The organism is Nonomuraea sp. NPDC049684 (assembly GCF_044465345.1).
In the GTDB taxonomy this organism is placed as follows: domain Bacteria; phylum Actinomycetota; class Actinomycetes; order Streptosporangiales; family Streptosporangiaceae; genus Nonomuraea.
In genome coordinates this window covers 1-25803 of sequence record NZ_JBITLO010000017.1, presented here as the reverse complement: position 1 = coordinate 25803, position 25803 = coordinate 1, and the positions used below count along the sequence as shown (strand labels likewise).

The 25803-nt window shown below is 71.9% G+C and carries 21 protein-coding genes and 1 tRNA gene; 13 read left to right on the top strand and 9 right to left on the bottom strand.

The features are described 5' to 3' along the window. Window positions 1–3 precede the first annotated feature (3 nt). The 6 genes from ACIBST_RS39500 to ACIBST_RS39475 form a co-directional block, all read right to left on the bottom strand. Window positions 4–2130, bottom strand: a complete 2127-nt coding sequence (locus ACIBST_RS39500; RefSeq protein ID WP_397178670.1) for a peptidase domain-containing ABC transporter — start codon at window positions 2128–2130, stop codon at window positions 4–6. An 11-nt stretch (window positions 2131–2141) separates the two neighbouring features. After that, window positions 2142–2384 carry a hypothetical protein gene (locus ACIBST_RS39495; protein ID WP_397178669.1) on the bottom strand — a complete coding sequence of 81 codons (243 nt, stop codon included), beginning with the start codon at window positions 2382–2384 and terminating at the stop codon, window positions 2142–2144. A gap of 143 nt (window positions 2385–2527) precedes the next feature. Further along, window positions 2528–3214, bottom strand: a complete 687-nt coding sequence (locus tag ACIBST_RS39490; protein ID WP_397178668.1) for a hypothetical protein — start codon at window positions 3212–3214, stop codon at window positions 2528–2530. Between the two features lie 151 nt (window positions 3215–3365). Next, window positions 3366–4568 (bottom strand): cytochrome P450, encoded by a 1203-nt coding sequence (locus ACIBST_RS39485; protein WP_397178667.1) that lies wholly within the window; start codon window positions 4566–4568, stop codon window positions 3366–3368. A 9-nt stretch (window positions 4569–4577) separates the two neighbouring features. After that, complete coding sequence (locus tag ACIBST_RS39480) at window positions 4578–5237, bottom strand: TetR/AcrR family transcriptional regulator (RefSeq protein ID WP_397178666.1); 660 nt, start codon at window positions 5235–5237, stop codon at window positions 4578–4580. A gap of 79 nt (window positions 5238–5316) precedes the next feature. Then, window positions 5317–6195: an NAD(P)H-binding protein gene (locus ACIBST_RS39475; protein ID WP_397178665.1), complete on the bottom strand. Its 879-nt coding sequence runs from the start codon at window positions 6193–6195 to the stop codon at window positions 5317–5319. Window positions 6196–6305: 110 nt separating this feature from the next. Here ACIBST_RS39475 and ACIBST_RS39470 point away from each other — a divergent pair, with 110 nt between their 5' ends. The 3 genes from ACIBST_RS39470 to ACIBST_RS39460 all read left to right on the top strand — a co-directional run bounded on the left by ACIBST_RS39470 (window position 6306) and on the right by ACIBST_RS39460 (window position 9340). Further along, window positions 6306–7193, top strand: coding sequence for a LysR family transcriptional regulator (locus tag ACIBST_RS39470; protein WP_397178664.1), 888 nt, complete (start codon window positions 6306–6308; stop codon window positions 7191–7193). Window positions 7194–7370: 177 nt separating this feature from the next. After that, window positions 7371–8702, top strand: coding sequence for a sensor histidine kinase (locus tag ACIBST_RS39465; protein WP_397178663.1), 1332 nt, complete (start codon window positions 7371–7373; stop codon window positions 8700–8702). Then, entirely contained in the window at window positions 8687–9340 is a 654-nt protein-coding gene (locus ACIBST_RS39460) for a LuxR C-terminal-related transcriptional regulator (RefSeq protein ID WP_397178662.1), read from the top strand. The genes ACIBST_RS39465 and ACIBST_RS39460 overlap by 16 nt, the downstream gene beginning before the upstream one ends. Here ACIBST_RS39460 and ACIBST_RS39455 read toward each other — a convergent pair. Continuing rightward, entirely contained in the window at window positions 9337–10779 is a 1443-nt protein-coding gene (locus ACIBST_RS39455) for an MDR family MFS transporter (RefSeq protein WP_397178661.1), read from the bottom strand. The genes ACIBST_RS39460 and ACIBST_RS39455 overlap by 4 nt on opposite strands. 338 nt (window positions 10780–11117) lie before the next feature. After that, window positions 11118–11203 (bottom strand) — tRNA-Leu (locus tag ACIBST_RS39450). Between the two features lie 320 nt (window positions 11204–11523). Between ACIBST_RS39450 and ACIBST_RS39445 the strand changes: the two genes are divergently transcribed. Then, window positions 11524–12105, top strand: a complete 582-nt coding sequence (locus tag ACIBST_RS39445) for a hypothetical protein (RefSeq protein ID WP_397178660.1) — start codon at window positions 11524–11526, stop codon at window positions 12103–12105. A gap of 197 nt (window positions 12106–12302) precedes the next feature. After that, entirely contained in the window at window positions 12303–14471 is a 2169-nt protein-coding gene (locus ACIBST_RS39440; RefSeq protein WP_397178659.1) for a chaplin family protein, read from the top strand. Window positions 14472–14593: 122 nt separating this feature from the next. On the opposite strand, the gene ACIBST_RS39435 is transcribed toward ACIBST_RS39440, so the two are convergent. Further along, window positions 14594–14761 (bottom strand): DUF5703 family protein, encoded by a 168-nt coding sequence (locus ACIBST_RS39435; protein WP_379478577.1) that lies wholly within the window; start codon window positions 14759–14761, stop codon window positions 14594–14596. Window positions 14762–14968: 207 nt separating this feature from the next. Here ACIBST_RS39435 and topA point away from each other — a divergent pair, with 207 nt between their 5' ends. The 8 genes from topA (at window position 14969) to ACIBST_RS39395 (ending at window position 25647) form a co-directional block, all read left to right on the top strand. After that, the gene (gene topA, locus ACIBST_RS39430) at window positions 14969–17653 is read left to right on the top strand and encodes a type I DNA topoisomerase (RefSeq protein ID WP_397178658.1); all 2685 of its coding nucleotides are present in this window, start codon (window positions 14969–14971) and stop codon (window positions 17651–17653) included. A 13-nt stretch (window positions 17654–17666) separates the two neighbouring features. Beyond that, window positions 17667–18908, top strand: a complete 1242-nt coding sequence (locus ACIBST_RS39425) for a metallophosphoesterase (protein WP_397178657.1) — start codon at window positions 17667–17669, stop codon at window positions 18906–18908. Between the two features lie 72 nt (window positions 18909–18980). Then, window positions 18981–19553 carry a helix-turn-helix transcriptional regulator gene (locus ACIBST_RS39420; RefSeq protein ID WP_397178656.1) on the top strand — a complete coding sequence of 191 codons (573 nt, stop codon included), beginning with the start codon at window positions 18981–18983 and terminating at the stop codon, window positions 19551–19553. Between the two features lie 141 nt (window positions 19554–19694). Next, window positions 19695–21731, top strand: a complete 2037-nt coding sequence (tmk, locus tag ACIBST_RS39415; protein WP_397178655.1) for a dTMP kinase — start codon at window positions 19695–19697, stop codon at window positions 21729–21731. Window positions 21732–21740: 9 nt separating this feature from the next. Next, complete coding sequence (locus ACIBST_RS39410; protein WP_397178654.1) at window positions 21741–22919, top strand: DNA polymerase III subunit delta'; 1179 nt, start codon at window positions 21741–21743, stop codon at window positions 22917–22919. A 233-nt stretch (window positions 22920–23152) separates the two neighbouring features. Continuing rightward, window positions 23153–23626, top strand: a complete 474-nt coding sequence (locus ACIBST_RS39405) for a SigE family RNA polymerase sigma factor (protein WP_397178653.1) — start codon at window positions 23153–23155, stop codon at window positions 23624–23626. Then, the gene (locus ACIBST_RS39400) at window positions 23623–24669 is read left to right on the top strand and encodes a permease-like cell division protein FtsX (protein ID WP_397178652.1); all 1047 of its coding nucleotides are present in this window, start codon (window positions 23623–23625) and stop codon (window positions 24667–24669) included. Before ACIBST_RS39405 ends, ACIBST_RS39400 begins: the two co-directional genes overlap by 4 nt. A gap of 120 nt (window positions 24670–24789) precedes the next feature. Next, the gene (locus tag ACIBST_RS39395; RefSeq protein WP_397178651.1) at window positions 24790–25647 is read left to right on the top strand and encodes a stage 0 sporulation family protein; all 858 of its coding nucleotides are present in this window, start codon (window positions 24790–24792) and stop codon (window positions 25645–25647) included. The last annotated feature ends 156 nt before the right edge of the window (window positions 25648–25803 follow it).

Here is a 25803-nt window from a genome sequence, read left to right as displayed (position 1 = left end):
GGGTCAGGACAGCACGGCCTGGGCGGCGACCAGCTCGGCGTACTTGCCGCCCATGGCCGTCAGCTCGTCGTGGGTGCCGCGCTGCACCACCCGGCCCGCGTCGATCACCAGGATCAGGTCGGCGTCCCTGACCGTGCTGAGCCGGTGGGCGATCACGATCCTGGTCTGGACGAGCCGGCTCAGGTTCGCCTCGATGGCCGCCTCCGTGGCGCTGTCGAGGTTGCTGGTGGCCTCGTCCAGCAGCAGCACCTTCGGGCGCGACAGGACGGCGCGGGCCAGGGCGAGCCGCTGCCGCTGCCCGCCCGACAGGCCGCCGCCGTCGGTGAGCATCGTCTCGTACCCCATGGGCATGTCCATGATCTCGTCGTGCAGCGCCGCCAGCCGGGCCGCGGCGACCACCCGCTCCAGCGACGCGCCCGGCTCGTTCAGCGCGATGTTCTCCCTGATCGAGCCGCTGAACAGGGACGGGTCCTGGGTGACCACGCCGAACTGGCGGCGCAGCGTGCGCAGGTTCAGCTCGGCGGCCGGGACGCCGTCGTAACGGATCTCGCCGTGCACCGGCGTGTGCAGCGCCAGCAGCAGCCGGGCCAGCGTGCTCTTGCCCGACCCGGACGCGCCCACCAGGGCGACCTTCTGGCCGGGGCGGATGGAGACGGAGACGTCGCGCACGGTCCAGGGGGCGCGCGGCTCGTGGCGGAAGCTCACCCCGCGCAGCTCGACCGCGCCGCGCAGCCGCAGCACCTCGATGCCGTTGCTCGGCTCCGGCTCCGAGGCCAGGATGTCGGACAGCCGGTCGAAGTGCGCGCCCGCCTGCTGGAGGCTCTGCAGCCCGGTCATCAGCGAGCCGAGCGGGGTCAGCGCGCCGAGCGCGATGGCGTTCAGCGCCACCAGCGCGCCCACCGTGAGCTGCCCGTCGAGCACCCGCCAGGCGCCCAGCCACAGCAGCCCGAGCGGCGCCGTCACCCGGATGGCGGCCAGCGCCGACTCCAGCAGCCCCCTGGTCAGCCCGGCCCGCACGTCCGCGTCGAGCTGCCTGGCGAAGTGGGACGACCACTGGTCCACGGCCCGCTTCTCGGCGCCCGACGCCTTCAGCGTCTCGATGCCGGTGATCGTCTGGATCAGGCTGGTCTGGGACGCCGACAGCGCCGTCAGCTCCTGCCGGGTGAGCGTGGCGATCCGGCTGGTGGTGGCCAGCAGCAGGACCGTCTGCAGCACGGCCAGCCCGGTCAGCGCCAGCCCGAACACCGGGTCCCAGAGGTAGACCAGCACCAGGTAGCCCACGGCCAGCGGGCCGTCCAGCAGCGCCGCCACGACCTGCCCGGTGAGGATGTCGCCGAGCGTCGAGACGCTGCCCGCCCTGGTCACCAGGTCGCCCTTTCCGCGCTGCTGGAAGTACCGGTACGGCAGCGCCACCAGATGGCCGACCAGGCTCTCGGTGAGCTCCTGGTCGGCCCGGGCCCGTACGGCGACCAGCAGGGCCGCCCGCAGGTACCCGATCACCAGCTGGGCCGCCCCCGCGAGCAGCACGCAGACGCCCAGCAGGGGCAGCACGTCCACCGCCCGCCTGGGCATGATGGAGTCCAGGAGGAGCTGGGAGAACATCGGCAACGCGAGCCCGAGCACCTGCAGCAGCAGCGAGGCCGCGATGAGCTGCGCGAGCAGCCCCCTGCGCCGCCGGAACAGCGTCCGGACGAACTCCCTGCGCCAGGCGCCCGCCGCCGACGTCGTGCCGCGCCGGAACCCCTCGCCCGGCTCGAACACCAGCAGCACGCCGGTGAACCCGGCCCCGAACTCCTCCGGCGTCAGCCTGCGGCGGCCGTGCCCGGGGTCGACGACGTCCACGCGGTCGGGGGACCAGCGCTCGACCACGATGAAGTGGTTGAACTCCCAGTGCGCGACGGCGGGCAGCGGCACGCGGGCCAGGTCCTCGGGGGCCAGGGAGAAGGCGCGGGCCTTCAGGCCGTGGTCGCGGGCGCCGTCCACGACGGCCTTGGCGCTCAGGCCGTCCCTGCCGACCTGGAGGCGCTCGGCGACCTGCTGGAGCGTGGTGCGGTGCCCGTGGTGGCACAGCACCATGGCCAGGCAGGCCGCGCCGCACTCGGTGTCGGTGTTCTGGAGCAGGACGGGCATGCGGCGCAACATCAGGCGACCGCCTCGACCGCGGCCATGGTCAGCAGGAGGCCGGTGGCGAGGAGCGCGGCCACCAGCAGCCACAGCGCGAGGAACGACGGGGTGCTGATCACCGGCGGCATCCGGGTGACCCGCGACATCGCCCGGTGCCGCAGCGCCTCCTCCCGGTAGATGCCCTGCCCTTCCCGCCGGTCCGGCGTCCCGGGCGCCGCGTGGCGCGGGGCCGGGCGCGGCGTGCCGTACGGATCCTTCACGGCCGGCGCCCCCCGCCTGGAACCGTCACCCGCCACCCCCATGGCTCACCCGCCTCTCAGCTCAAGTGCGGCCAGCCTAGGAACGCCTACTTGGAGGCCACTTGGGATCCACTGCTCGACGTAGGGCCCTCACGGCAGTCGGGTCAGCGGAAGAGGAGGTCGCCGAAGTTGGGGTCGGCCGGCTCGCCCGGGTCCCTCTCGGTCGGCGAGGGCAGGGCGGTGGGGACGGGGTCCGAGGGGGTGGCGTCCGGCGTGGCCGTGGGGGACGGCCCGGCCGAGCCCGTCCCGCCCGGCGTGGGCGTCGGCGTGACCGTGACCGGCACGGACGGCGTCGGCGTCGCGGACGGGCCGGTGGACGGCCCGGGTGACGGCGTCGGGCTCGGCGGCCGGGTCGCGGGACGTTCGTGCCGCGGCTCCCCGGCGGCCCGCCCGTCCCGGCGGTCCTTGCGGCCGGGGGCTCTGCCGGCCTCGCCCGGGGCCCGTCCGGCGACCTGGTCGGCCACCGTGCGGTCGGCGATGACCTCGTAGATCACGATGCTGCCCATGCTGACGGTGAACACCAGGGCCGCGGCCCCGCCCACCCTGGCCCACCGCGGCCTCCGCCCGCGCAGGGCGACGGCCGTGCGCCGCTTCACCCTGTCGCCGGTGCGCTTGAGGTAATGCGTGTAGACGTCGGCGATGACGGTGCTGGCCACGCTCATCATCGCGGCGCCGATCACCGTCCCCGCCGTCCCGAGGTAGGAGGCCGCGACCGCGGCGGTGACCGCGGCCAGGGCGCTTCCCACGATCTGCGGCACGCTCAGCTCCAGTCTCCGCTGCTTGCCGCTCATAGCCAGGATCGTCCCCTCTTGTGGTGCGACGAAGGTGAACAAGCCACCTTGGCCCCCACAGGACGGGCCGCCCACGGCGACGCGCGGCACTTTGCCGCGTCCTGGACCCGCGCTTGACGAGGGCGGGAACCGGCCCCCGCGCAGCGGCGGCTCACCGCACGAGCGGCAGCCGGTTCACCCCCGTCATGGTCGGCGTGGGCATGAAGACGACCGGGTCACCGGGATCGGTGCGCAGGACGCCGACCCGGTCGAGCAGGATGTTCAGCGCCACCCGCCCCTCCAGCCGGGCCAGCGGGGCGCCCAGGCAGAAGTGGATGCCCCGGCCGAAGGCGAGATGCGGGTTGGGGTCGCGGCCGGCGTCGAAGACGTCGGGGTGGGGGAACTGCGCCGGGTCCCGGTTGGCCGAGCCGAGCCAGAGCATGACCACCTTGTCGGCCGGGATCGTCACCCCGCCCAGCTCGACCTCGCGGGTGGTCGACCGGCCCAGCGCGGCGAACGGGGTGAACAGCCGCAACGACTCCTCGATCACGGCCGGGACGGTGGAGCGGTCGGCCCGTACCTTGTCCTGCTCGCCGGGGAAGGCGTCCAGGCACACCACCGTGTTGCCGAGCAGCATCGTCGTGGTGATGTGCCCGGCCAGCAGCAGCAGGATCGCGAAGTTGACGACCTGGTCGTCGGGCAGGCGCTCGCCGTCCACCTCGGCCTCGACCAGCTTGGTGAGCAGGTCGGCGCGGGGCCGCGCGCGGCGCTCGGCGGCGTGCCCGGCGAGGTACCGCGTCATCTCCCGCCATGGTTTGAGGGTGTTCGCCACGCTCGCGCTCTGGTCCTCCGCCGGCTCGGCGAGCGAGACCTTGGCGTCGCGCTGGAACAGCCCGTCGGCCCACTTCCTGAACAGGGCCCGGTCGCTGCTCGGCACGCCCAGCAGCTCGGCGATGACGATGACGGGGAGCGGGTAGGCCAGGTCGGACACCAGCTCCAGGCGGTCGCGGCCGTCGGCCGCGTCGAGCAGCTCGTGGGTGAGCTCGGCGATCCGCGGTTCGAGGTCCGCGACGACCTTGCGGGTGAACGCGCTGCTGACCAGCTTGCGCAGCTTGCCGTGGTCCGGCGGGTCGATCTGGGTGATGAACCCCTTCATCGAGAAGTCCTCGCCCTCCGGCAGCAGCCCCTTGGGGACCAGCCGCATGGTGTCGGAGGAGAACGTGCCGGGGTCGGCGAGCACGTCGTGCACTTCCTGGTAGCCGTGAACGTTGTACATCCCGGCGGCGGCGTCGTACTCGACGGACGGGCCCGATCGCGGCCCGTGCAGCCAGAAGTGCTGTTTGGAGATGTTGTACCGTTCGACGATGTCGGACATCGCCTCTCCTTAGTCGTAGATCCACTTTCGGTAGGGCGGGATCAGTTCCTCGAGAATTGCGACGTACTCCGCCGCGGCCGCCGCCAGCACCTCGGCGGACGGCTCCACGGCAGGCTCGAAGGCGTGACGCACGGTGAAGGCGAGCGCGTCCGCCTGCTCCTCGACGCTCAGCTCCGTCCCGACGGTGTCGATGCCGCCGAGCAGGTAGAAACCCGTGGACGCGGCGCTCAGCGTGTACCGGGGGTGTGGCATGTCGGGCCTGAGCAGGCCGTACCGGTCGGCCACCCGCTGGAACCGCTCGGCCGCGAGCAGGTCGTGGCTGCGCAGTGGGTGTTTGGCCAGTTTGCCCAGCAGCTCGATGTCGGTGGTGAACAGCGCCCGCAGCAGCGGCCTGCGGCTCATGGAGACGAAGGCCGCCCGCGAGAACCGATGCGGCAGCACCTGGGCGGGGTCGTGCCGCAACAGCGCCGCGAACTCCTCCACGACCTCGATGGACTCCCGCAGCAGCAGCGCCTCGAACAGCTCGTTCTTGGTCCGCCAGTGCAGGTAGACGGTGCCCTTGCCGACCCCGGCGCGGCCCGCGATGTCGTCGACGGTGACCCTGCGGTAGCCGTGACGCAGGAGCAGCTCGCCCGCGGCGTCGAGGATCCGGTCCGCCCTCTCCGTCATGGGCCACCCCTCGTGACTAGATATGAAATCTGGTCATCAGTCACGCTACGCCGCGCCGGAGCCCCGCACAAGGGACCGCTCAGCCCAGGACGGCCGGCCGCAGTTCCTCCTCGCACCACTGGCGGAAACCGGTGGGCGTGGTGGCCTGCGGGGTGCGCGGCTCGGCGTTGTCCAGCCCCTGGTTCTTGGCCTCCATCATGTCGGCCATCCCCTGGGCCATCGCCTCCGACCAGCCCTGCTCGGCCAGCCTGGCCCGGAACGCCGCCATCGGCACGTGCCGCAGGCCGACCGGCCGTCCCAGCACCTCGGCCATGATCCGGGCCATGTCCTCGCCCGACAGGTCCTCCGGGCCGAGCACCGGGACGTCGGCCCGCCCGGTCCAGCCGCGGTCGAGCAGCAGCCCGGCGGCCGCCGCCGCGATGTCGCGGGTGGCGCAGGCGGGGGCCTTCAGGTCGCCGTGGATCGGCGAGAAGAACACGCCCTGGTCCCTGATCACCGCCGCCTGGTCGAGCAGGTTGTCCATGAACGAGGGCAGCGTCAGGGCCCGGTAGTGCACGCCCGTGGCGGCGATCAGGTCATCCATGGCCAGCGAGGCCGTCACGAGACCGGCGTTCAGCGGCAGGCCGCGGCCCAGGGCCGAGACCCCGACCACCCGGCCCACCCCGCTCCGCACGAACGCCTCGCAGGCCGGGCGGCTGAAGTCCAGGTAGGCGGCGTCGAGGCCGGCGGCCCGCGGATTCGGCGGCACGACCCAGAACACGGCGTCGGCGCCCGCGAACGCCTCCTCGACGACGCGGGCGTCGCCGTGCGAACCCGGCACGACCTCCACCCGCTCCCGCACGGACGCAGGCAGGCGGTCCGGGTCCCGGACGACGACGCGGACCGGCTCGCCCGCGGCCAGGACGAGGTCGAGAACCCGCCGGCCGATCCGGCCGGTGGGCGTGGTGATGACGATCAAGGAGAACTCCAAGGGGAATCGGGAATGTCGGTCTGGGGGGCACGGCCAGTCAACCGAGCGCGGCGGCGAACCTGAAGGACCGATCCGATCACCATTGATACCCTGCGGATATGAATGACCTGGAGGTGCGCGAGCTCCGCTACTTCGTGGCCGTGGCCGAGGAACTGCACTTCGGGCGGGCCGCCGAGCGGCTGGGCATGGCGCAGCCCCCGCTGTCCCGGGCGATCCGCGAGCTGGAACGCCGGCTGGGCGTGCGCCTGCTGGAGCGCACCACGCGGCAGGTCACGCTCACCCCGCCGGGCGAGGTCTTCCTGCGCGACGCCAGGGCCGCCCTCGACGCGGTCGCCGCGGCGGCCCGCCGGGTCCGGCACGCGGCCCGTCCCGAGCCGGAGCTCCGGGTGGCGCTCAAGGCCGACTACGACGCCGGGCTGCTGCCGCGGATCCTCGCCGCCTACCGCGACGAGGAGGGCGCGCTCCCGGTCGAGCTGCTGCTGGGCGGGCGCAACGAGCAGGCCCCCGCCCTGCGCGACGGCCGGGCCGACGTCGCGCTGCTGGCCACCCCCTTCGACCACCGCGACCTCGACACCGAGCCGCTGCTGAGCGAGCCCCGCCTGGTCGCGCTGTCGGCCGCCGACCCGCTGGCCGCCCGGCCCGTCCTGACCATGGCCGACCTGGCCGGCCGGCCGCTGCCCGACGGCACCCCCGCCGAGCGGGACGGCGCCGAACCCCTCCCCGGCCACCGGCCGCGCCGCACCGGCCTGGACCTGGCCCAGGTCTGCAACCTGGTGGAACTGGGCAGCGCCGTCTGGTTCGTCCCCGTCTCGGTGGCGCGGCGGCACCCCCGGCCGGGCATCGCCTACCGGGAGGTCGCCGACCTGACGCCGTCCGAGCTGGCCGTGGGGTGGCCGCAGGGGTCGCGCTCGCCGGCCGTGGCCGCGTTCGTCCGCGCCGCCGTCGCCGTCGCGGTGGGTCTGGGCCCACTTCGTACGGGGGCGTAGCGGGATACCGGGGGAGGGGGCTTCGGCCGTATGTTCTCCCAGGTCGGGCGGGAGCGCCCGGGAACCGGAGACGACAGACGTGACAGCCCGCCCACTCGGGACGATCAGAGGGGTGCCCGGACATCGCCGAAAAGGGCAGCCTGGCACAATTGGCGCCGTGCCGAAGGACGCTGGCAGGTGAGACCGCCCGCGAGGGGCGGGCCCCTGCGCTGGGGCGCCGAGATCGTGCTCGGACTCTGCCGCTCGGCCGTCCTGGTCCTGCTGACCTGCCTGATGCCGATCGTCGGCGTCGTCGTCGGCCGTTTCGGCGCCGAGCTGGCCTACTCCTGGTCGGCGAACCTGACCGCGCCCCCGTTCGTCGTGGCCCTGGCGCTGCTGGGCGAGACGCTGGTGGTGATCGTGTGGATCGCCGTGGCCCTGTGGGTCGTGCACCCGCTGACCAGCCGCACCTTCAGCCAGGCCGCCCGCCGGCTCGCCGCGCGCTGGCTCGGCCTGCGCATCGAGGTCGCCTACCGCACCCCCTCCCCGGTCACCCGCATGGCCACCGGCCACTGGTGGGACGGCGAGGAGTACCACAAGTCCGAACGGGAGGCCCGCCGCCGCGCCCGGATGAACGCCCGCTTCCACGACCCCCAACTGCACTGGGACGGGCTGTGGTGCCTGCTCGCCGGGCTGACCGTGCTGCCGGTCGCGGCCCTGCCGCTGGTCGGCATGGCCGGCGGCGGCTACCTGACGCTCGTCCCGGGCTTCCGCGGCCTCGGACTCGCCCTGATCGTCGCCGGGCTGGCCGCCGCGCCGTTCGCCTGGCGCGTCCTCGGCCCCCTGGCCCGCCGCTTCCTCGGCCCGATCCCGGACTCGCGGCTCGGCCGGCGGGTGGCGGAGCTGGAGGCCGTGCGCGCCGACCTCACCCAGACCCAGGCCGCCGAGCTCGAACGCATCGAGCGCGGCCTGCACGACGGGGCCCAGGCGCGGCTGGTCGGCATGGGCATGTCGATGCAGGCCGCCGAACACCTCCTGGAGACCGACCCCGCCGCCGCCCGCGCCATCCTGGCCGACGCCCGCGCCTCGTCGATCGCGGCGCTGGCCGAGCTGCGCTCGCTGGTCCGCGGCATCAACCCGCCGGTGCTCACCGAGCGCGGCCTGGTCGACGCCGTCCGGGCCCTGGCGCTCGACGCGCCCGTCGAGGTCGCCGTACGCAGTTCCGTGCCCGCGCGGCCCGAGCGCCCGGTCGAGTCCGCGGTCTACTTCGCCGTCGCCGAACTGCTGGCGAACGTGGCCAAACACGCCCGCGCCACCCGGGCGACCGTCGAGCTCGACTACGAGCCGCAGGCGCGGACCCTCACCGCGACCGTCGCCGACGACGGCGCCGGCGGGGCGAGCGCGTCCGCCGGCTCCGGGCTCGACGGCGTCAGACGCCGGATGGCCGCCTTCGGCGGACGTCTGGACATCGACAGCCCCCTCGGGGGTCCCACCCGCGTCTCAGTGGCGGTGCCGTGCGAATTGTCATAGCCGAGGATCTCTTCCTGCTCCGCGACGGGCTCGTCCGGCTCGTCCAGGCGTACGGGCACACCGTCGTCGCGGCCGTCGACTCCGGGCCCGCGGCGCTCGAAGCGCTGGTCGGCCACCGTCCCGACGTGGCCATCGTGGACGTGCGGCTGCCGCCGACCTTCTCCGACGAGGGGCTCCAGGCCGCGCTCGCCGCCCGCCGCGAGGTGCCGGGCCTGCCGGTGCTGATCCTCTCCCAGCACGTGGAGCAGCTCTACGCCCGCGAACTGCTGGCCGACGGCCAGGGCGGCGTCGGCTACCAGCTCAAGGACCGCGTGCTCGACGCCGGCCAGTTCATGGACGCCCTCGCCCGCGTCGCCGACGGCGGCACGGCCCTCGACCCGACGGTGGTCGCCAAGCTGCTCGGCCGCCCCGCCCACGCCGACCCCCTCGCCACCCTCACCGAACGCGAACGCTCGGTGCTCGAACTCATGGCCGAGGGCCTGTCGAACGCGGCGATCGCGGCCCGGCTGTTCCTCAGCGAGGGCGCCATCAGCAAGTACACGACCACGATCTTCGCCAAGCTCGGCCTCGCCGCCGACGACGACACCAACCGCCGGGTGCGCGCCGTCCTCACCTACCTGGGCGCCACCGCCCCCTAGTGCTCGACGGCGCGCTCCGCCCTGGCCGGCAGCAGCAGCGCGGTCACCACCACCGCCACCGACAGGACCGCGCCCACCACGAACGCCAGCCGCATGCCGCCGAGGGTCGCCAGGGCCTGCGTGAGGCCCTCGGCCCGCAGGGTGTCGGCCCGCGCGCTCATCACGGTGACCACCAGCGCGGTGCCGATCGCCGCCGCGACCTGCTGGAGCGTGCTCAGGATCGAGCTGCCGTGCGGGTACAGGTGCGGCGGGACCGCCCCGAGTCCGAGCGTGAAGACCGGGGTGAAGGTCGCGGCCAGGCTCACCATGAGCAGCGCGTGCAGGCCGAGCAGCTGCCAGTACGGCATCGTCATCGTGACCTGGGTGAACCCGGCCAGCGCGAGCATGATCCCGATCGCGCCGGGGATGACCAGCACCCGGCCGCCGTGGTTGTCGAACACGCGCCCGACGGCCGGGCCGAGCAGCCCCATCGCCAGCCCGCCCGGCATCACCAGCAGCCCCGTCTCCAGCGGACTGAGCGCCCGGACGTTCTGCAGGTAGAGAGGCAGCAGGATCATCGACCCGAGCATCGCCATGAAGGCCACCGACATCAGCACCAGCGCCACCGTGTACGTGCGGTGGCGCAACGTGCGCAGGTCCATCAGCGGCGCGCCGCGCCTCTGCAGCACGAGCTGGCGCACCACGAAGACGGCGATGGTGACCAGCCCGGCCGCCGTGATCGCGGCGGCGACGCGCACGTCGCCGCCCTCGAACCGGCTCAGCCCGTAGACCAGCCCGCCGAACCCGGCCGCCGCCGTCACCACGCTGAACCAGTCGATGGTGCTGACCTCGGGCTCGCCGGTGTTCCTGAGCTGCCGCAGGCCGCTCCACGTGATCAGCCCGGCGATCGGCAGCACCACCGCGAACAGCAGCCGCCACGACCCGAAGTGCAGGATCACCCCGGAGATCGCCGGACCCATGGCCGGGGCGACGGAGATCGCCAGCGTCACGTTGCCCATCACCCGCCCCCGGTCCTTCTCCGGCACGACCTGCATGAGCGTGGTCATCAGCAGCGGCATCATCACGGCCGTGCCCGACGCCTGGACGATCCGGGCCCCCAGCAGCACCCCGAACACCGGCGCGACCGCGGCCAGCGCCGTGCCCAGCAGGAACAGCCCCATGGCGGTGGTGTACGCCGTGCGGGTGGTGACCCGCTGCAGGAACCAGCCGGTGATCGGGATGACCCCGGCCATGGTCAGCATGAACGCCGTGGAGAGCCACTGGGCGGTCTGCTCGGTGATGTGCATGGCGTCCATCAGCCGGGGGATCGCGTTGATCATGATCGTCTCGTTGAGCACGACCACGAACGTCGCCAGCACCAGCAACCGGATCACGGCGGGCGTACGGCCCGCACCGGCGGACACGCCCTTGGCGGATGATTCGAGCTGTGGGCTGGACACGGTACCTCTATCGGTCTCGGGCCTGACCTCGTCACGGCCGGCCTTGCGGTTGTGGGTCTCGTCAGCAGTCCTCGTCACCCCCATACTGACCACCCCCACCGACGAAACTCATCGCCGTACCCCCGAAGACCGCACCCTCCTTCGCGTTGCCGCCGAGCTCGCGCGCGCGGCCCATCCGTGGCGGAAGCTGAACGCGCTCACGACGGCGCAGCGCATCACCGTCATGGAGAGGGGAGTCTGCGGGCTTGGAGTCCCCGCAACCTGGGCTGGGTTACGTACTGCCCCCAGAAAGCAGAATGTGGAGGCCCGGTTGAACCGGTGCCTCCACATGTGTGCGGTGTCCGAGGGGGGACTTGAACCCCCATGCCCATCACTGGGCACTAGCACCTCAAGCTAGCGCGTCTGCCTATTCCGCCACCCGGACTTGGTGCCTGCACGCGGGACCGTCATCTCGCGTCGGCTCCGTAAGGTTAGCAAACTCTGGGGGGTGAGTCATACCAAGTATCGGCACAGGGGAGAGGCGCCGCCTCCAGGACGGCCCCCCGGCGGTCCCGCCGGACCGTCCCGATGACCCTCCCAGGTGTCTTACGTGAAGCGGACCAGCGTGTCCTTGGCCTTTTTCGGGGTCTCTGCTGAAAAGCCCTTGCGGCAACTTTGGGTGCTGCTACGGTTACGGATCGTTGAGGGGTGAGTCCACGGGCCGGTCTCACGACGTGAGGCCGGTTCCGGAAGCTGGGAGGTCACGTGGCACGCACGAAGGTCGGGCAGTCGAGGGCGTCGTCCCTCGCTGCGCGCCGCGTGCCCACGACGCTCCCGGAGCAGGACACGACCGCCGAGCGGGCCGACCGGATGGCGCGGTTCGCGGCCGGTGCCCGCAGGGTTGTCGTGCGGGCAGTCACGATGGGCGCCCTCGTGGCGGCCGGATGGCTGCTCGCCGTCGTGTTCGGAGCCATGTCCGCCGCTCCGGCGGCCGCGGATGCCACCGCGGCCACCACAGGAGCCGCCGACGCGGCCCCCGCTCCCCTTTCGGCCCCCGGCTACCTCTCGGCGTCGGACAACGCCGAGGCGATGGCGGGCCGCACCGTGGACGGTCTCAACAGCCAGCAGGATCCTGGTCTGCCACCACCATCCTCCGCCGGAAAGATCTTGGACACCGATGGACTGGTGCCCAACGGTGGTGGCAGCGGCCCGTTCGGGCCCGGTATGGGGGATGTCGCGAGGTCCGGTGTCGACCCGCGGCTGCAGTACCAGTCCGCCGTCATGGCGCGTGTGCTGCCCCCCGTCGTCCGCACAGCGGCGGACGACCCTTCCTTCTCACCTGACTGATCCCGCCATTCGACACGCCCCGGACGTCCCGTCCGGAGAGCGACGGCGGAGCGTGGTCTGATCCCCTCCGCCGGCGGGTGAGACGTCAGTCAACCTGTTCGCGAATCCGAGGCCACCGTTGTGTGCGACCTCGCACGGCCTCGGCTGCCCGCGAACCGTTTCAGGTATCCCCCCAAGAACCACTAGGAGCATTCACCATGCGTACGTGGGCTAGAGCATCTACTCCTGCGGCCCTTCTGGCGGTCGCGGTCATGTCGTTCGGCAGCGGCGCCGCCTTCGCCGACACCTCGGGCAACTCCTCCGTCGGCGGGGGCAACCAGGTCAACCTGCCGATCAACCTGCCCATCGACATCAGCGGCAACGCCGTCGGCGCGGCCGGCCAGTCGTCCGCCGGGTCCCAGGGCGGCGCCTCGGTCGAGAACGCCGGCCCGAGCGACATCCCCAACCGCACCTCAGGAAACTCCAGCGTGCTGGGCGGCAACCAGGTCAACGCGCCGATCACCGCGCCGCTGAACGCCTGCGGCAACGCGGTCTCCCTGTTCGGCAAGTCCGACGCGGGCTGCCGGGGCGGCGCGACCGTCCACAACAAGGGCAAGGGCGGCGCCGGGGGCAACCAGACCTCGGGCGACTCCAGCCTCATCGGCGGGAACCAGCTCACGGCGCCGATCACGGCTCCGATCAACGCCTGCGGCAACGCGCTGGCCATCTTCGGCGACGCGACCGCGGGCTGCAAGGGCGGCGCCTCCGTGCACAACAGCGGCGTCGGCAACGCGGGCGGCAACCGTACGTCCGGGCGCTCGTCCGCGCTGGGCGGCAATCAGGTGATCGCGCCGGTCAACGGGCCGATCAACATCTGCGGGAACGCGGTGGCGGTGTTCGGGCGGGCGTTCGCGGGCTGCCAGGGCGGCGCCAGCGTCACCAACTCGGGCGGCGGCGGCTGGCTGCACCACATGGCCGCGCCGGGCTCCACGGGCAACGACACCGACGGGCGTTACGGCGCGGGCAGCGGCAACCAGGTGATCGCCCCCGCCAACCTGCCCATCACGGCCTGCGGCAACGCCGTCGGCAACGCGGTGGCCAACTGCCGGGGCGGCGCGACGGTGCTGAACACCCGCGCCGGCTCGGGGGCGGGCGGCAACACGACCTCCGGCCGTTCGGGCGTGCTGAGCGGCAACCAGGTGATCGCGCCGATCACGGCTCCGCTCAACGTCTGCGGCAACGCGGTGGCCGCGTTCGGCAAGGCGTTCGCCGGGTGCCGGGGCGTCGTCTCGGTCAAGAACGGCGGCCGGGGCGCCGGCGGCAACCACACCTCCGGGCAGTCGGGCGTCGGGGCGGGCAACCAGGCCGTGGCTCCGATCACCGCGCCGCTCAACGTCTGCGGCAACGCGGCCGCGGTGCTCGGCGCCTCCACCGCCCACTGCAAGGGCGGCGCGGCCGTCTGGCCGCACAACGGTGTGGGCGGCGGCGGCAACACGACCTCCGGGCGTTCGGGCGTGCTGAGCGGCAACCAGGTGATCGCGCCGATCACGGCCCCGGTCAACGTCTGCGGCAACGCCGTGGCCGTGCTGGGCGACGCCGCGGCGGGCTGCCTGGGCGGCGCGCACGTCGGCAAGCCGGGCTACCCGGGCGGCGGCTACAGCCAGTTCCTGCGCTCCACCGGCCACCAGGCCGCGGCCAAGAGCGGGCTGCTGCCCGCGGTGCCCGCCGTCCCGGCGCTCAACGGCGTCAACGGCACCGGCGGCGTTCCCGGGCTGCCCGACGTCGGCGGCCTGTCGAAGGCGGGCGGCCTGCCGGTCCCCGGCAACGTGACGCAGCAGCTCCAGGGCTCGGGCCTGCCGGTTCCGGGCAACGTGACGCAGCAGCTCCAGGGTTCGGGCCTGCCGGTCGGCGGCGGCCTGTCCTCGCTGCCGCTCGTGGACGACGCGTCCAAGACCCTCGGCCTGCCCGCCCTCCCCGAGCTGCCCGGCCTCCCCGGCCAGGCGCAGGCTCCGGTGCAGGGTCCGGCGCAGGCCAGGCCCGGCGCGGTGGACATGCCGGCCAAGTCCTGGGAGAAGCGGGTGCCCGTCCGGCCCGGCAAGCGTCACATGGCCGACAGGACCGACCACGGGCGCCGGGCGCCGGCCCGTCCCTCGTCGCCGCTCGCCCCGGCCACCGACCTGCTCTCCTCCACCCCGGTCGGCGGCGCCGTGACCTCCGCCACCGGCGGCCTGCCGGTCGGCAACCTGGGCCTGATGAGCGCCGCCCAGCCCGCCGGTCTCACCGGGATGAACTCCAGCTCGCTGCTCGCGCTGCTGCTCGGCTCGATGTTCGCCGCATCGGCCACGCTGTTCGCGACCGCCCGCCGGTTCCGGTTCGGCCGTAAGTAGATATACGGCCTAGATCGGTAACCACAGATACCGCTACCGCTCCACCGCCTGGGAGCGGTAGGCGATAGATGCTTTGCCCGTTCCGGGGGCGCGGCCCGGAGCGGGCAAAGCCATGTCCAGGCTCAGAGGGTGCTGCGCACACGGATGACCTTGCGTCGCAGCCGTACGTGCCGGCTCCCGTCGGGGTGCACCCGCACCCGCGCGAGCTCCCACTGGCCGTACTCTGCGTGTTCGGTCAGCAGTTGACGTGCGGCTTCGCGAGTGAGGTCGCGCGGAATGAAGATATCCATGTAGGAGTAGTCGAGCACAACGATTAGTCTCCAGGGTGAGTCAGGGCGCCATGCCGCTCGATGGGGCTTATTCTGCGTGCTTGTGGGTGGACCCGGAAGCTAGTGGGTAGCCCGGGGGAAGGAAATTTCCGCGAGTCGGGTTACCTTTCAGATCTATGCCGACTCCCGGCAGGGGGATTGCAAGCGAACAGTGAGGTAGGAAGCAGCGTGCCAGCCAAGAACGGCAGCTCCGGCGGAACACGCCTGGTGATCGTCGAGTCGCCCGCCAAGGCGAAGACGATCGAGAAATACCTCGGCGCCGGCTACACGGTCGAGTCCAGCATCGGCCACATCCGTGACCTGCCGGAGCGGGCCGATGACATCCCCGAGGCCTTCAAGAAGGAGTCGTGGGCACGCCTTGGCGTGAACGTCGAGCACGAGTTCGAGCCGCTGTACGTCGTCAACCCCGACAAGAAGGCGCAGGTCAGCAAGCTGCGTCAGCTGTTGAAGGGTGCTGACGAACTCTACCTGGCCACTGACGAGGACCGGGAGGGCGAGGCGATCGCCTGGCACCTGCGCGAGGTGCTCAAGCCGACCGTGCCCGTCCACCGCATGGTGTTCCACGAGATCACGCCGCAGGCCATCCGCGACGCCGTCGCGAACCCGCGCGACCTCAACCTCCGCCTGGTCGACGCCCAGGAGACCCGCCGCATCCTCGACCGGCTCTACGGCTACGAGGTCAGCCCGGTCCTGTGGAAGAAGGTCAAGCCGCGGCTGTCGGCCGGCCGGGTGCAGTCGGTGGCGACGCGGCTGGTGGTGGAGCGCGAGCGGGAGCGCATGGCGTTCACCTCCGCCCACTACTGGGACCTGCAGGCGCTGTTCGACTCGGGCAAGCCCGAGGAGCGGCCGCGTGACTTCACCGCGACGCTGACCTCGGTCGACGGCAGGAGGGTGGCCCAGGGGCGCGACTTCGCCAGCACCGGGCAGCTCAAGACGGCCGACGTGCTGCACCTGTCCGAGGCCGCCGCCGGTGAGCTGGCCGGCCGGCTCCAGGGCACGTCGTTCGCGGTCAGGTCCGTCGAGCGCAAGCCGTACACGCGCAAGCCGTACGCGCCGTTCCGGACGACCACATTGCAGCAGGAGGCCAGCCGGAAGCTGGGCTTCTCCGCCAAGTACACGATGCAGGTCGCCCAGCGGCTGTACGAGCAGGGTTTCATCACCTACATGCGTACCGACAGCATCACGCTGTCGGAGACCGCGATCGCCGCCGCCCGCTCGCAGGCCATCAAGCTCTACGGCGCCGCGTACGTGCCCGACAAGCCGCGCGTCTACACCAGCAAGGTCAAGAGCGCGCAGGAGGCCCACGAGGCGATCCGGCCCTCCGGCGAGGAGTTCCGCACGCCGGGCGAGACCGGGCTGTCCGGCGACATGTTCCGCCTCTACGAGCTGATCTGGCAGCGCACCGTCTCCTCGCAGATGAAGGACGCGGTCGGCGAGTCGATCAGCGTCAAGGTCGGCGGCCGTTCGGCTTCCGGTGAAGACGTCGAGTTCAGCGCCTCGGGCCGGACGATCACCTTCTACGGCTTCCTCAAGGCGTACGTGGAGGGGGCCGACGACCCCTCGACCGACCGCGACGACTCCGAGAAGCGGCTGCCCAACCTGGCCGAGGGCGACGCGCTGACCGTGTCGCGGCTCGACGTGGCCGCCCACTCCACCAAGCCGCCGGCCCGCTACACCGAGGCCTCGCTGGTCAAGGAGCTGGAGGACCGCGAGATCGGGCGGCCCTCGACGTACGCGTCGATCATCGGCACGATCCTCGACCGCGGTTACGTGTTCAAGAAGGGCACCGCGCTGGTGCCGTCCTTCCTGGCCTTCGCCGTGGTCAACCTGCTTGAGCAGCATTTCGGCAACCTGGTCGACTACGACTTCACGGCCGAGATGGAGAAGGTGCTCGACGACATCGCCAACGACCGCGCCGAGCGGGTGCCGGAGCTGCAGCGGTTCTACTACGGCGCGGGCGACGGCGACGAGGGCCTGAAGGAGATGGTCACCGACCTCGGTGACATCGACGCCAAGGAGATCAGCTCGTTCCCGATCAGGGGGACGGACATCGTCCTGCGGGTCGGGCGTTACGGGCCGTACCTGGACAGAGACGGCGCTCGGGTCAACGTGCCCGAGGACACCACGCCCGACGAGCTGACGGCGGAGAAGGCCGAGGAGCTGTTCTCGCGGCCGACCGGCGACCGCGAGCTGGGGCGCGACCCCGTGAGCGGGCACATGGTCGTGGCCAAGGACGGGCGTTACGGGCCGTACGTGACGGAGATCCTGCCCGAGCCGGCCGAGGACGAGACGCCGAAGAAGCGGACGAAGAAGGCAGACGCCCCCAAGCCCCGCACCAGCTCCCTGTTCAAGACGATGTCGCTGGACACGATCACCCTCGACGACGCGCTCAAGCTGCTGGCCATCCCCCGGGTGGTGGGCGAGCTCGACGGCGAGGAGGTCGTGGCGCACAACGGGAAGTTCGGGCCGTACATCAAGAAGGGCACCGACTCCCGCTCGCTCACCTCGGAAGAGGACCTGCTGACGGTCACGATCGAGCAGGCCAAGGAGCTGTTCGCGCAGCCCAAGCAGCGCGGCCGGCGGGCCGCGGCGGCGGCGCCGCTGCGGGAGCTGGGCGACGATCCGGCGTCGAAGAAGCCGGTCGTGGTCAAGGAAGGGCGTTTCGGCCCTTACGTGACCGACGGCGAGACGAACGCGTCGCTGCGCAAGGGCGACACGGTCGAGGACATCACCATCGAACGGGCCGCCGAGCTGCTGGCCGAGCGCCGCGAGCGGGCGCCCGCGCCGAAGAAGACCACCCGGAAGGCCCCGGCGAAGAAGACGACCGCGAAGAAGCCGGCGGCCAAATCGTAAGTAGCATCGACGTGTGATCGTGCTGGTCTTCGTCGCTCTCGTCGTGGTGGCGCACCTTTATCTGTGGCATCGGATGGTGCGCTCCGCGACCCGCCCCGGGCGCGTCCGCAAGGCGCTGACCTGGGGGCTGGTCGGGCTGGTCCTGCTCGTGGTGGCCGCGTTCGCCGGCACGCGGATGGAGCTGGGCAACTGGCTGGCCTGGCCGGGCTACCTCTGGGTGGCGCTGATGTTCTACCTCGTGGTGTTCCTGCTCGTGCTGGAGGTGCCGCGGGCCGTCGCGTCGATGATCATCCGCAGGGGCGAGCGCGGGTCGGTGGCGGTCAAGGAGCCGGTCCCGGTCGCGGCGGTGCCGTCCGCCGCCTCGCCGTCCGAGGTGACCGCTGAGCCCCCCGCTGAGCCCGCTCCCGCGACCGCGCCGCCCATGAGCAGGCGGCTCTTTTTGGGGCGCACCACCGCGGTGGTGGCCGGGGCCGGCGCGCTCGGCACGGTCGGTTACGGCATGACCAGCGCCCTGGGCGACCCGGTGCTGGAACCGGTGCGGGTCCGGTTGCCCAAGCTCGACCCGAGGCTGAACGGCCTGCGCTTCGCCGTGGTGAGCGACATCCACCTGGGCCCGCTCACGGGCGTCGGCCACACCGAGCGCATCGTCAGGATGATCAACGGCCTGCGTCCCGACGTGGTGGCCATCGTCGGCGACCTGGTGGACGGGTCCGTGGCCCAGTTGGGCGCCCTCGCCAAGCCGCTCAAAAGCCTTGAGTCCCGCTACGGGGCATATTTCGTGACCGGTAACCACGAGTACTACACCCAGAACGGCCCCCAGGAATGGATCGAGGAGCTCGACCAGCTCGGCGTTCGCTCGCTGCGTAACGAGCGCGTGGAGATCAGCCACCAGGGCGCCGTGCTCGACCTGGCCGGGGTCAACGACCTCAACGGCGCGGCCGTCGGCGACGGGCCCGACTTCGCCAAGGCGCTCGGCGGACGGACGCCCGGGCGCTCCACCGTGCTGCTCGCGCACCAGCCCGTCCAGGTGGACCAGGCGGCCGGCTACGGCGTCGACCTGCAGCTGTCGGGGCACACGCACGGCGGCCAGATCGCGCCGTTCAACCTGGTGGTGGGCCTGCAGCAGCCCGTCGTGTCGGGGCTGGCCACGGTCGACGGCGTGCAGGTGTACGTCACCAGGGGCGCCGGGTTCTGGGGGCCGCCGGTGCGGGTCGGCGCGCCGCCGGAGATCACTATGCTGGAGCTGCGCTCCTGACTTTGCGCGACGCGGTCGCCACGTGGCGTCATCTTGGCGTAGTATCCGAGCGGATACTCGCAGGAGGTGAGCATGGTTTCCTCCCCGGCCGAAGGGGCGCTGCGCCAGGCGGCTTCGCTCGCGCCCGACGTCGCCTTCTGGGCCCGGCGCGGCGGGCTGCTGTTCAGGCAGGCGCGCCACGCGGCGAGCATGAACCAGAAGGCGCTGGCCAGCAGGAGCGGCACCTCGCGCACCACGCTGTCGGCCTACGAGCACGGCAGGAAGTCGCCCACGCTGGAGACGGCCGGGCGCATCCTCGACGCGGCCGGGTTCCGGCTGGCTCTTGAGCCCAAGGTCGAGTTCGCCGTGAGGTCGGCGGGCGGGCGCAGCTTCCACGTCCCGAGCCGCCTGCGGCGGCTGCCGGTGGCCGCGGCCCTCGGCGTCCTGCGGTTCGGCGGCCGGGTCTACGACCTGGCCGATCGCGACCAGCGCCGGGCGGCCTACTCGGCGCTGCTGAGCGAGGGCGGCCCCGCCGACCTGCTCGACCACGTCGACGGCGCGCTGCTCGTCGAGCTCTGGGGCGAGCTGGCCCTGCCGGCCGCAGTTCGCGCCGCCTGGTCGCCTCTGGTGGAGGAGAACAGGCAAGAGGCCGGAGTAATGAATTGACGATGTTTTCGACGGCCTGTTCCATCCGGGTAACCTGCACGCCGACCCGCGAACGTAATACCCTCAGCCACGGACAAGCGGGTAATTCCGCGTTGTCTCCTGCCTTCCCTTGTCCGGCCGACACCTGGATACGCTGAAATCATGACTGCCCCTAGGCGCGCCGCACATGTGCTGGCCCATGCGCCGTTCCGCCGGCTCTGGACGGCCATGTCGGTGTGCAGTCTGGGCGACTGGCTCAACATCCTGGCCCTGACCGCCCTCGCCGGAAACCTCAACCAGGGCGACTACCGCATGCAGTCGCTGGCGGTGGGCGGCGTGTTCATCGCCAAGATGTTGCCCGCCGTGCTGCTCGGGCCGCTGGCCGGGGTGTTCGCCGACCGGTTCGACCGGCGGCTGACCATGTTCACCGCGGACCTGGCCAGGTTCGCGGTCGTGTTGTCGATCCCGGTCATCGGCACCTACCAGTGGGTGATCGTCGCGACCGTCCTGGTCGAGTGCGTCAACCTGTTCTGGGTCCCGGCCAAGGACGCCACGGTGCCCAACCTGGTGCCCAAGGACCAGCTCGAATCCGCCAACCGGCTCAACCTGCTGGTCACCTACGGCAGCGCGCCGATCGCGGCCCTGCTGTTCGCCGCGCTGTCCCTCGCCGGCGACATGGGACGCAGCGTCCTGCCCCTGCTGAACGGCATGGACCCGACCGCTCCTGCGCTGATCGTCAACGCCCTGGCCTACCTGGTGTCGGCCTTCCTGATCTTCACGTTGCGCGGCATCCCCAAGCGCGACGGCGCGATCTCGACGCCCTCGGTGCTCAAGCAGGTCGTCGAGGGCTGGCGCTTCGTGGGCAGCAACCGGCTCGTGCGCGGCCTGATCATCGGCATGCTCGGCGCGTTCGCCGCGGGCGGCGCCGTGGTGGGCGTGGCGAAGATCTACGTGGTGGCCCTCGGCGGCGGCGACGCGGCCTACGGCGTCGTGTTCGGCGCGGTCTTCGTCGGCATGGCGCTGGGCATGTTCGCCGGCCTCAGGCTGCTGCGCGGGCTGTCGCGGCGGCGGCTGTTCGGCCTGGCCATCACCGTGGCCGGGGTGGTGCTCGTGGCCATCGCGCTGATCCACAACCTGCCGATCGTCGTCATGCTGACCGTCCTGCTCGGGGCGTGCGCGGGCATCGCGTGGATCATCGGCTACACCCTGATCGGGCTGGAGGTCGAAGACGCGCTGCGCGGGCGCACGTTCTCGTTCCTGCAGTCCACGGCGCGGGTCACCCTGCTGCTCGTGGTGGCGGTGGCCAACCCGCTGGCGGCGCTCTTCGGCGCTCACGAGTTCGGCCTCGGCGCCGTCGCCTACCGCTTCGACGGCACCAACCTGGTGCTGGTCATCGGCGGCGGGCTCGCGATGGCCGTCGGGATCCTGGCGCTGCGCCACATGGACGACAGGCAGGGCGTCTCGCTGTCGGCCGACCTGCTCGCGGCGGTGCGCGGCGAGCGTTACCCCGCCGAGCCGGCCGAGCACGTGCCGGGGCTGTTCATCGCGTTCGAGGGCGGCGAGGGCTCGGGCAAGACCACCCAGTCGCGGCTGATCGCCATCTGGCTGCGCGACCAGGGCTACGACGTGGTCCAGACGCGGGAGCCCGGCTCCACCAAGATCGGCATGCGGTTGCGGGCCATCCTGCTCGACGCGGCCGAGCGAGGTCTGTCGGCCCGGTCCGAGGCCCTGCTCTACGCGGCCGACCGGGCCGAGCACGTCGAGAAGGTGATCCGCCCGGCGCTCCACCGGGGCTCGCTGGTGATCAGTGACCGCTACGTCGACTCGTCCCTGGCCTACCAGGGCGCCGGCCGGGCGCTCGACCCCGAAGACGTGTCCAGGGTCAACGCGTGGGCGACGGGCGGGCTCGTACCGCATCTGACCGTGCTCATCGACACGCCGCCCGAGGTGGGGCTGACCCGGCTGGGCGGGGCGGCCGACCGTATCGAGTCCGAGCCTCTGGAGTTCCACCAGCGGGTGCGCAAGGAGTTCCGCGCGCTGGCCGCCGCCGACCCCGGCCGCTACCTCGTGGTCGACGGCACGATGCCGCCCGAGGTGCTGACCCGCCAGATCCAGGACCGCATCCGCGAGATCCTGCCCGACCCGGTGCCCCGGGAGTCCGAAGACGCCACGGGCACGATGCCTGCGATCCGCGACTAGCCTTACGCCGTGACAGTTTTCGATGACCTCGTCGGGCAGGACCAGGCGATCTCCGTGCTGTCGCGGGCCGCTGCGGCGGCCGGCGAGGCCGTCAAGGGTGGTCGCGGCGCCGGCATGACGCACGCCTGGCTGTTCACCGGCCCGCCCGGCTCGGGCCGGGAGGAGGCCGCGCGGGCCTTCGCCGCCGCGCTGCTGTGCCCCGACGCCGGTTGCGGCCACTGCGACCAGTGCCACCAGGTGCTCATCGGCTCCCACCCCGACCTGGAGTCCGTACGTCCTGAGGGCCTGTCCTACAGCGTCAAGCAGACCCGCGAGCTCATCCTGCGGGCCGCGGGCGCCCCCACCCAGGGCCGCTGGCGGGTCATCCTGTTCGAGGACGCCGACCGCGCCACGGAGTCGGCGGCCAACGCCCTGCTCAAGGCCATCGAGGAGCCGCCGCCGCGCACGGTCTGGCTGCTGTGCGCGCCCGCTCCCGACGACCTCATGATCACTATCAGGTCGCGCTGCCGCCAGGTCACGCTGACCACGCCGTCCACCGAGGCCGTCGCGCACGTGCTGGCCACCCGCGACAGCGTGCCGTGGGAGACCGCCGCGTTCGCCGCGCGGGCCGCGCAGGGGCACATCAGCAGGGCGCGGTCACTGGCCCTCGACGAGGGCGCCCGCCACCGGCGGGAGGCCGTGCTCGGCATCCCGCGCTCGCTGACCGGGGTGGGTGAGTGCGTATCCGCCGCCGAACGCCTGGTCAAGACGGCCGAGGAAGAGGCCGCGGCGGCCACGGCGGCGCTCAACGAGAACGAGACGGCCGAGCTGCGCAAGATCTACGGCGAGGGCTCCACGGGCAAGGGGCTCAACCGGGGGCTGGTGCGCGGCGGGGCGGGCGCCCTCAAGGAGCTGGAGGACCGGCAGAAGTCCCGGGCCACCCGCATCAAACGGGACTCTCTCGACGCCGCGCTGCTGGAGCTGGTGTCGTTCTACCGCGACGTGCTGGCCATGCAGTTCGGGGCGGGGGTGGAGCTGGCCAACGACGACATCCGGTTCGATCTCGACCAGCTCGCCAGGTCGTCCACGCCGGAGGAGACGCTGCGGCGGATCGACGCGATCATGCGGTGCCGGGAGCGGCTGGGGGCCAACGTCAATCCGCAGATCGCGGTGGAGGCGATGATGTTGTCGCTGCGCGGGGCGGCCTGAGCTGATCCCGGCCGCCGCCTGTGGCGGCTGCGCCGGTTGTTCGAGGCTTCGCCTGCGGTGGCTTTCCTTGGGGGTCCGGCTGCGGTGACCTGCGGTTTCCGCCTTCTCGCTTGTCGGGAGAGCGAAAAGATAGCTGGGTGACCGGAGCAGCAAGTGAGCCCGCCAAGCGTCTCTGTAGCGTGGAAGTCGAACTGCTCTCCCAACAACAGGCCCTGGCGCGGCAACGGGTCGATGTGGCATCGATCTTCGCCGAGCATCATGTGGGCCTCGTGCGGCTCGCCCTGATCATGGTCGGCGATCAGGCCACCGCCGAAGACGTCGTACAGGAGGCGTTCGCACGTACGCACGCCGGCCGGGCCCGGCTGCGGGATGCCGACAAGGCGCTGGCCTATGTGCGTTCCGCCGTGCTCAACGGGTGCCGGTCCGTCCTGCGCAGGCGGGCGACGGTGTTCCGGCGGCCGGTGCCCTACGAGCCGCCGGTCTGGTCGGCGGAGAGCGCCGCGCTGCTGGGCGAGGAACGGCGGGAGGTGCTGCTCGCCCTGCGGGAGCTGCCGCGCAGGCAGCGTGAGGCGCTGACCCTGCGCTACTACTTCGACCTGTCCGACCAGGAGGTCGCCGCGACCATGGGCGTCAACGCGAGCACGGCCAGGTCCACGATCGCGCGAGGGCTCGCCGCCCTCGGCCGGGCGCTTGGGGAGGAATCATGAACAGCCCGATGGAAGACCGGCTTCGTGCCGCGCTCGTCGAGGCCGGCGCGACCGTCGACACCGGCGCGCTCAAGCCGTTGCGCACGCCCGAGCGGCGCCGGAGCCAGGTGGATCTCCGGCTGGTGAGCGCGGCCGTGGCGGTGGTGCTCGCGGGGGCGACGACCGCCGTCTGGCTGGGCGTGCGGGGTGACGAGCACGTGGCGACGCTGGCCGGCCCCACCGGCGGTCAGGCCGATGCGCAGGAGTTGACGATCTTCCTCTGTTCGAGGTCGGCCAGCGGGAAGGCGCCGTCCTGTCAGGGGCAGGGCGTCACGATTGAGCAGAAGAAGGCGATCCAGGAGGCGGCGGAGAAGGTCCCCGGCTTCACCTCGGGCCTGTATGTGGACCAGGCCGAAGCCTTTGAGAGCTTTCGGCGCGATTTCGCGCACAACCAGCGGCTGCTCGACGCGGTGACGGTCGACGACCTGCGGGCCTCGTTCCGGGTGCAGCTTGCGCCCGGCACGGATCCGGCGCGGGTGAAGCAGGCACTCAGCCCGCTCCCGGGGGTCGAGGACATCGACCTGGTGCCCTCCGCCGCTTCCCTTCCGTCGTCCGACACCCAGGTCAGCGTCTTCCTCTGCCAGGACGGTTCGGGGCTGCCCGCCTGCGGTGCCGTACGCGCACCGGACGACGACAAGGTCATGAAGGACGGCAAGGGAGCCACGACCAGGCAGAAGAACGAGATCTCCGCACTCCTGCGGGCGTCCAAGCAGGTCAAGTCCATCCGCTTCGAGGACCGGTCGACGGCGTACGAGAACTTCAAACGCAGCTACAAGGACAACGAGGCACTGCTCGCGGCCACCAGGGTGGAGGACATGCCGGAGTCGTACCGGTTGCAGATGAGATCGGAGCGCGACGACTGGGGTCCGCTGCTCAAGGCCCTGAGACGGCAGGGAGGTGTCGCGTCCGTCCTCGACCACCGTTGCGCGGTCGACGCGGCTCTGGCCATGGCCCGCTACCGGGTCTCGCTGCCGAAGGGCCAGGACTGCCGGACGGGCGGCTGAATCAAGATCGGGGCCGGTGCCCCTCACGCTCACCGGGCGGACACACGTAGTGTGGCAACGGAAGGCCCTAACAACCCCCGAGGCCGTCAGGGAGGCGAGCTCTAGCCCATGGGAATGATCATGGCCGTGAGCTTCACACGCTACGGGAGGCTCTACTACCTCGATCCGGGCGGGCACACCTTCAAGGTCGGCGACAAGGTGCTGGTGCCGACCGACTCGGGGCCCGAGGTGGCGGAGTGTGTGTGGGCGCCGCAGTACACGAGCGAGGACATCGACGGTCTGCCCGTGTGCGAGGGGCCGGCGGGCGAGGAACACCTCTCGCGTGACGAGTCCAACAAACGCCGCAGGGCCGAGGCCCGCAGCGTGTCCAAGAAGCTGATCAAACGGCACACGCTGCCGATGAAGGTCGTCGGCATCGACTATCTCGACCAGGACAACGTCTACACCGTCTACTTCTCGGCCCCTCACCGGGTCGACTTCCGGGCCTTGGTCCGCGACCTGGCCCGTAACCTGCGGGCCAGGGTCGAGCTACGGCAGATCGGCCCCAGGGACGAGGCACGGCTGCAGGGCGGCATCGGCCCCTGTGGCCGTGACCTGTGCTGCGCCACGTTCCTGAAGGACTTCGAGCCCGTGTCCGTGCGCATGGCCAAAGACCAGGACCTGCCGGTCAACCCGCTGCGCATCGCGGGGGCTTGCGGGCGGCTCATGTGCTGCCTGAAGTACGAGCACCCGTTGTACGTCGAGAGCCGGTACAGAATGCCTCGCGCGGGCAGCAGGGTGAGCACGCCTCAGGGCGACGGGGTCGTCACCGGGCACAACGTCCCCGCCGACACGGTGACGGTGCGCCTGGACGACGGCGGAAGGCGCTGCGCGTGCCCTTCGGCGTCGGTGTGTTCACCCCGCATCCAGCACGACACGATGTACGGCACCCGGGAGGAATCGCCCGACCACAAGCCTTCCGGCGGGGAGGACGGTTAGACACTCATCCGGTGCAGGTGACGCTCATGGGCGCGCCGGTAACAGGCTCTGACTGCTCTCCCTAAGAAGTCCTAACAGAATGATCAGCGGTTGAGGCGTCGCCAGCAGATGATCGCGGCGGCGAGGGTCATGAAGGCCTCGTGGATGTCGTCGCGG

Bases quoted from the DNA above. Each gene is read 5' to 3' on its own strand.
- ACIBST_RS39500 (WP_397178670.1), bottom strand. From the start codon at position 2,130: ATGCCCGTCCTGCTCCAGAACACCGACACCGAGTGCGGCGCGGCCTGC.
- ACIBST_RS39490 (WP_397178668.1), bottom strand. From the start codon at position 3,214: ATGAGCGGCAAGCAGCGGAGACTGGAGCTGAGCGTGCCGCAGATCGTG.
- ACIBST_RS39485 (WP_397178667.1), bottom strand. From the start codon at position 4,568: ATGTCCGACATCGTCGAACGGTACAACATCTCCAAACAGCACTTCTGG.
- ACIBST_RS39480 (WP_397178666.1), bottom strand. From the start codon at position 5,237: ATGACGGAGAGGGCGGACCGGATCCTCGACGCCGCGGGCGAGCTGCTC.
- ACIBST_RS39470 (WP_397178664.1), top strand. From the start codon at position 6,306: ATGAATGACCTGGAGGTGCGCGAGCTCCGCTACTTCGTGGCCGTGGCC.
- ACIBST_RS39440 (WP_397178659.1), top strand. From the start codon at position 12,303: ATGCGTACGTGGGCTAGAGCATCTACTCCTGCGGCCCTTCTGGCGGTC.
- ACIBST_RS39435 (WP_379478577.1), bottom strand. From the start codon at position 14,761: ATGGATATCTTCATTCCGCGCGACCTCACTCGCGAAGCCGCACGTCAA.
- ACIBST_RS39420 (WP_397178656.1), top strand. From the start codon at position 18,981: ATGGTTTCCTCCCCGGCCGAAGGGGCGCTGCGCCAGGCGGCTTCGCTC.
- tmk (WP_397178655.1), top strand. From the start codon at position 19,695: ATGACTGCCCCTAGGCGCGCCGCACATGTGCTGGCCCATGCGCCGTTC.
- ACIBST_RS39400 (WP_397178652.1), top strand. From the start codon at position 23,623: ATGAACAGCCCGATGGAAGACCGGCTTCGTGCCGCGCTCGTCGAGGCC.
- ACIBST_RS39395 (WP_397178651.1), top strand. From the start codon at position 24,790: ATGGCCGTGAGCTTCACACGCTACGGGAGGCTCTACTACCTCGATCCG.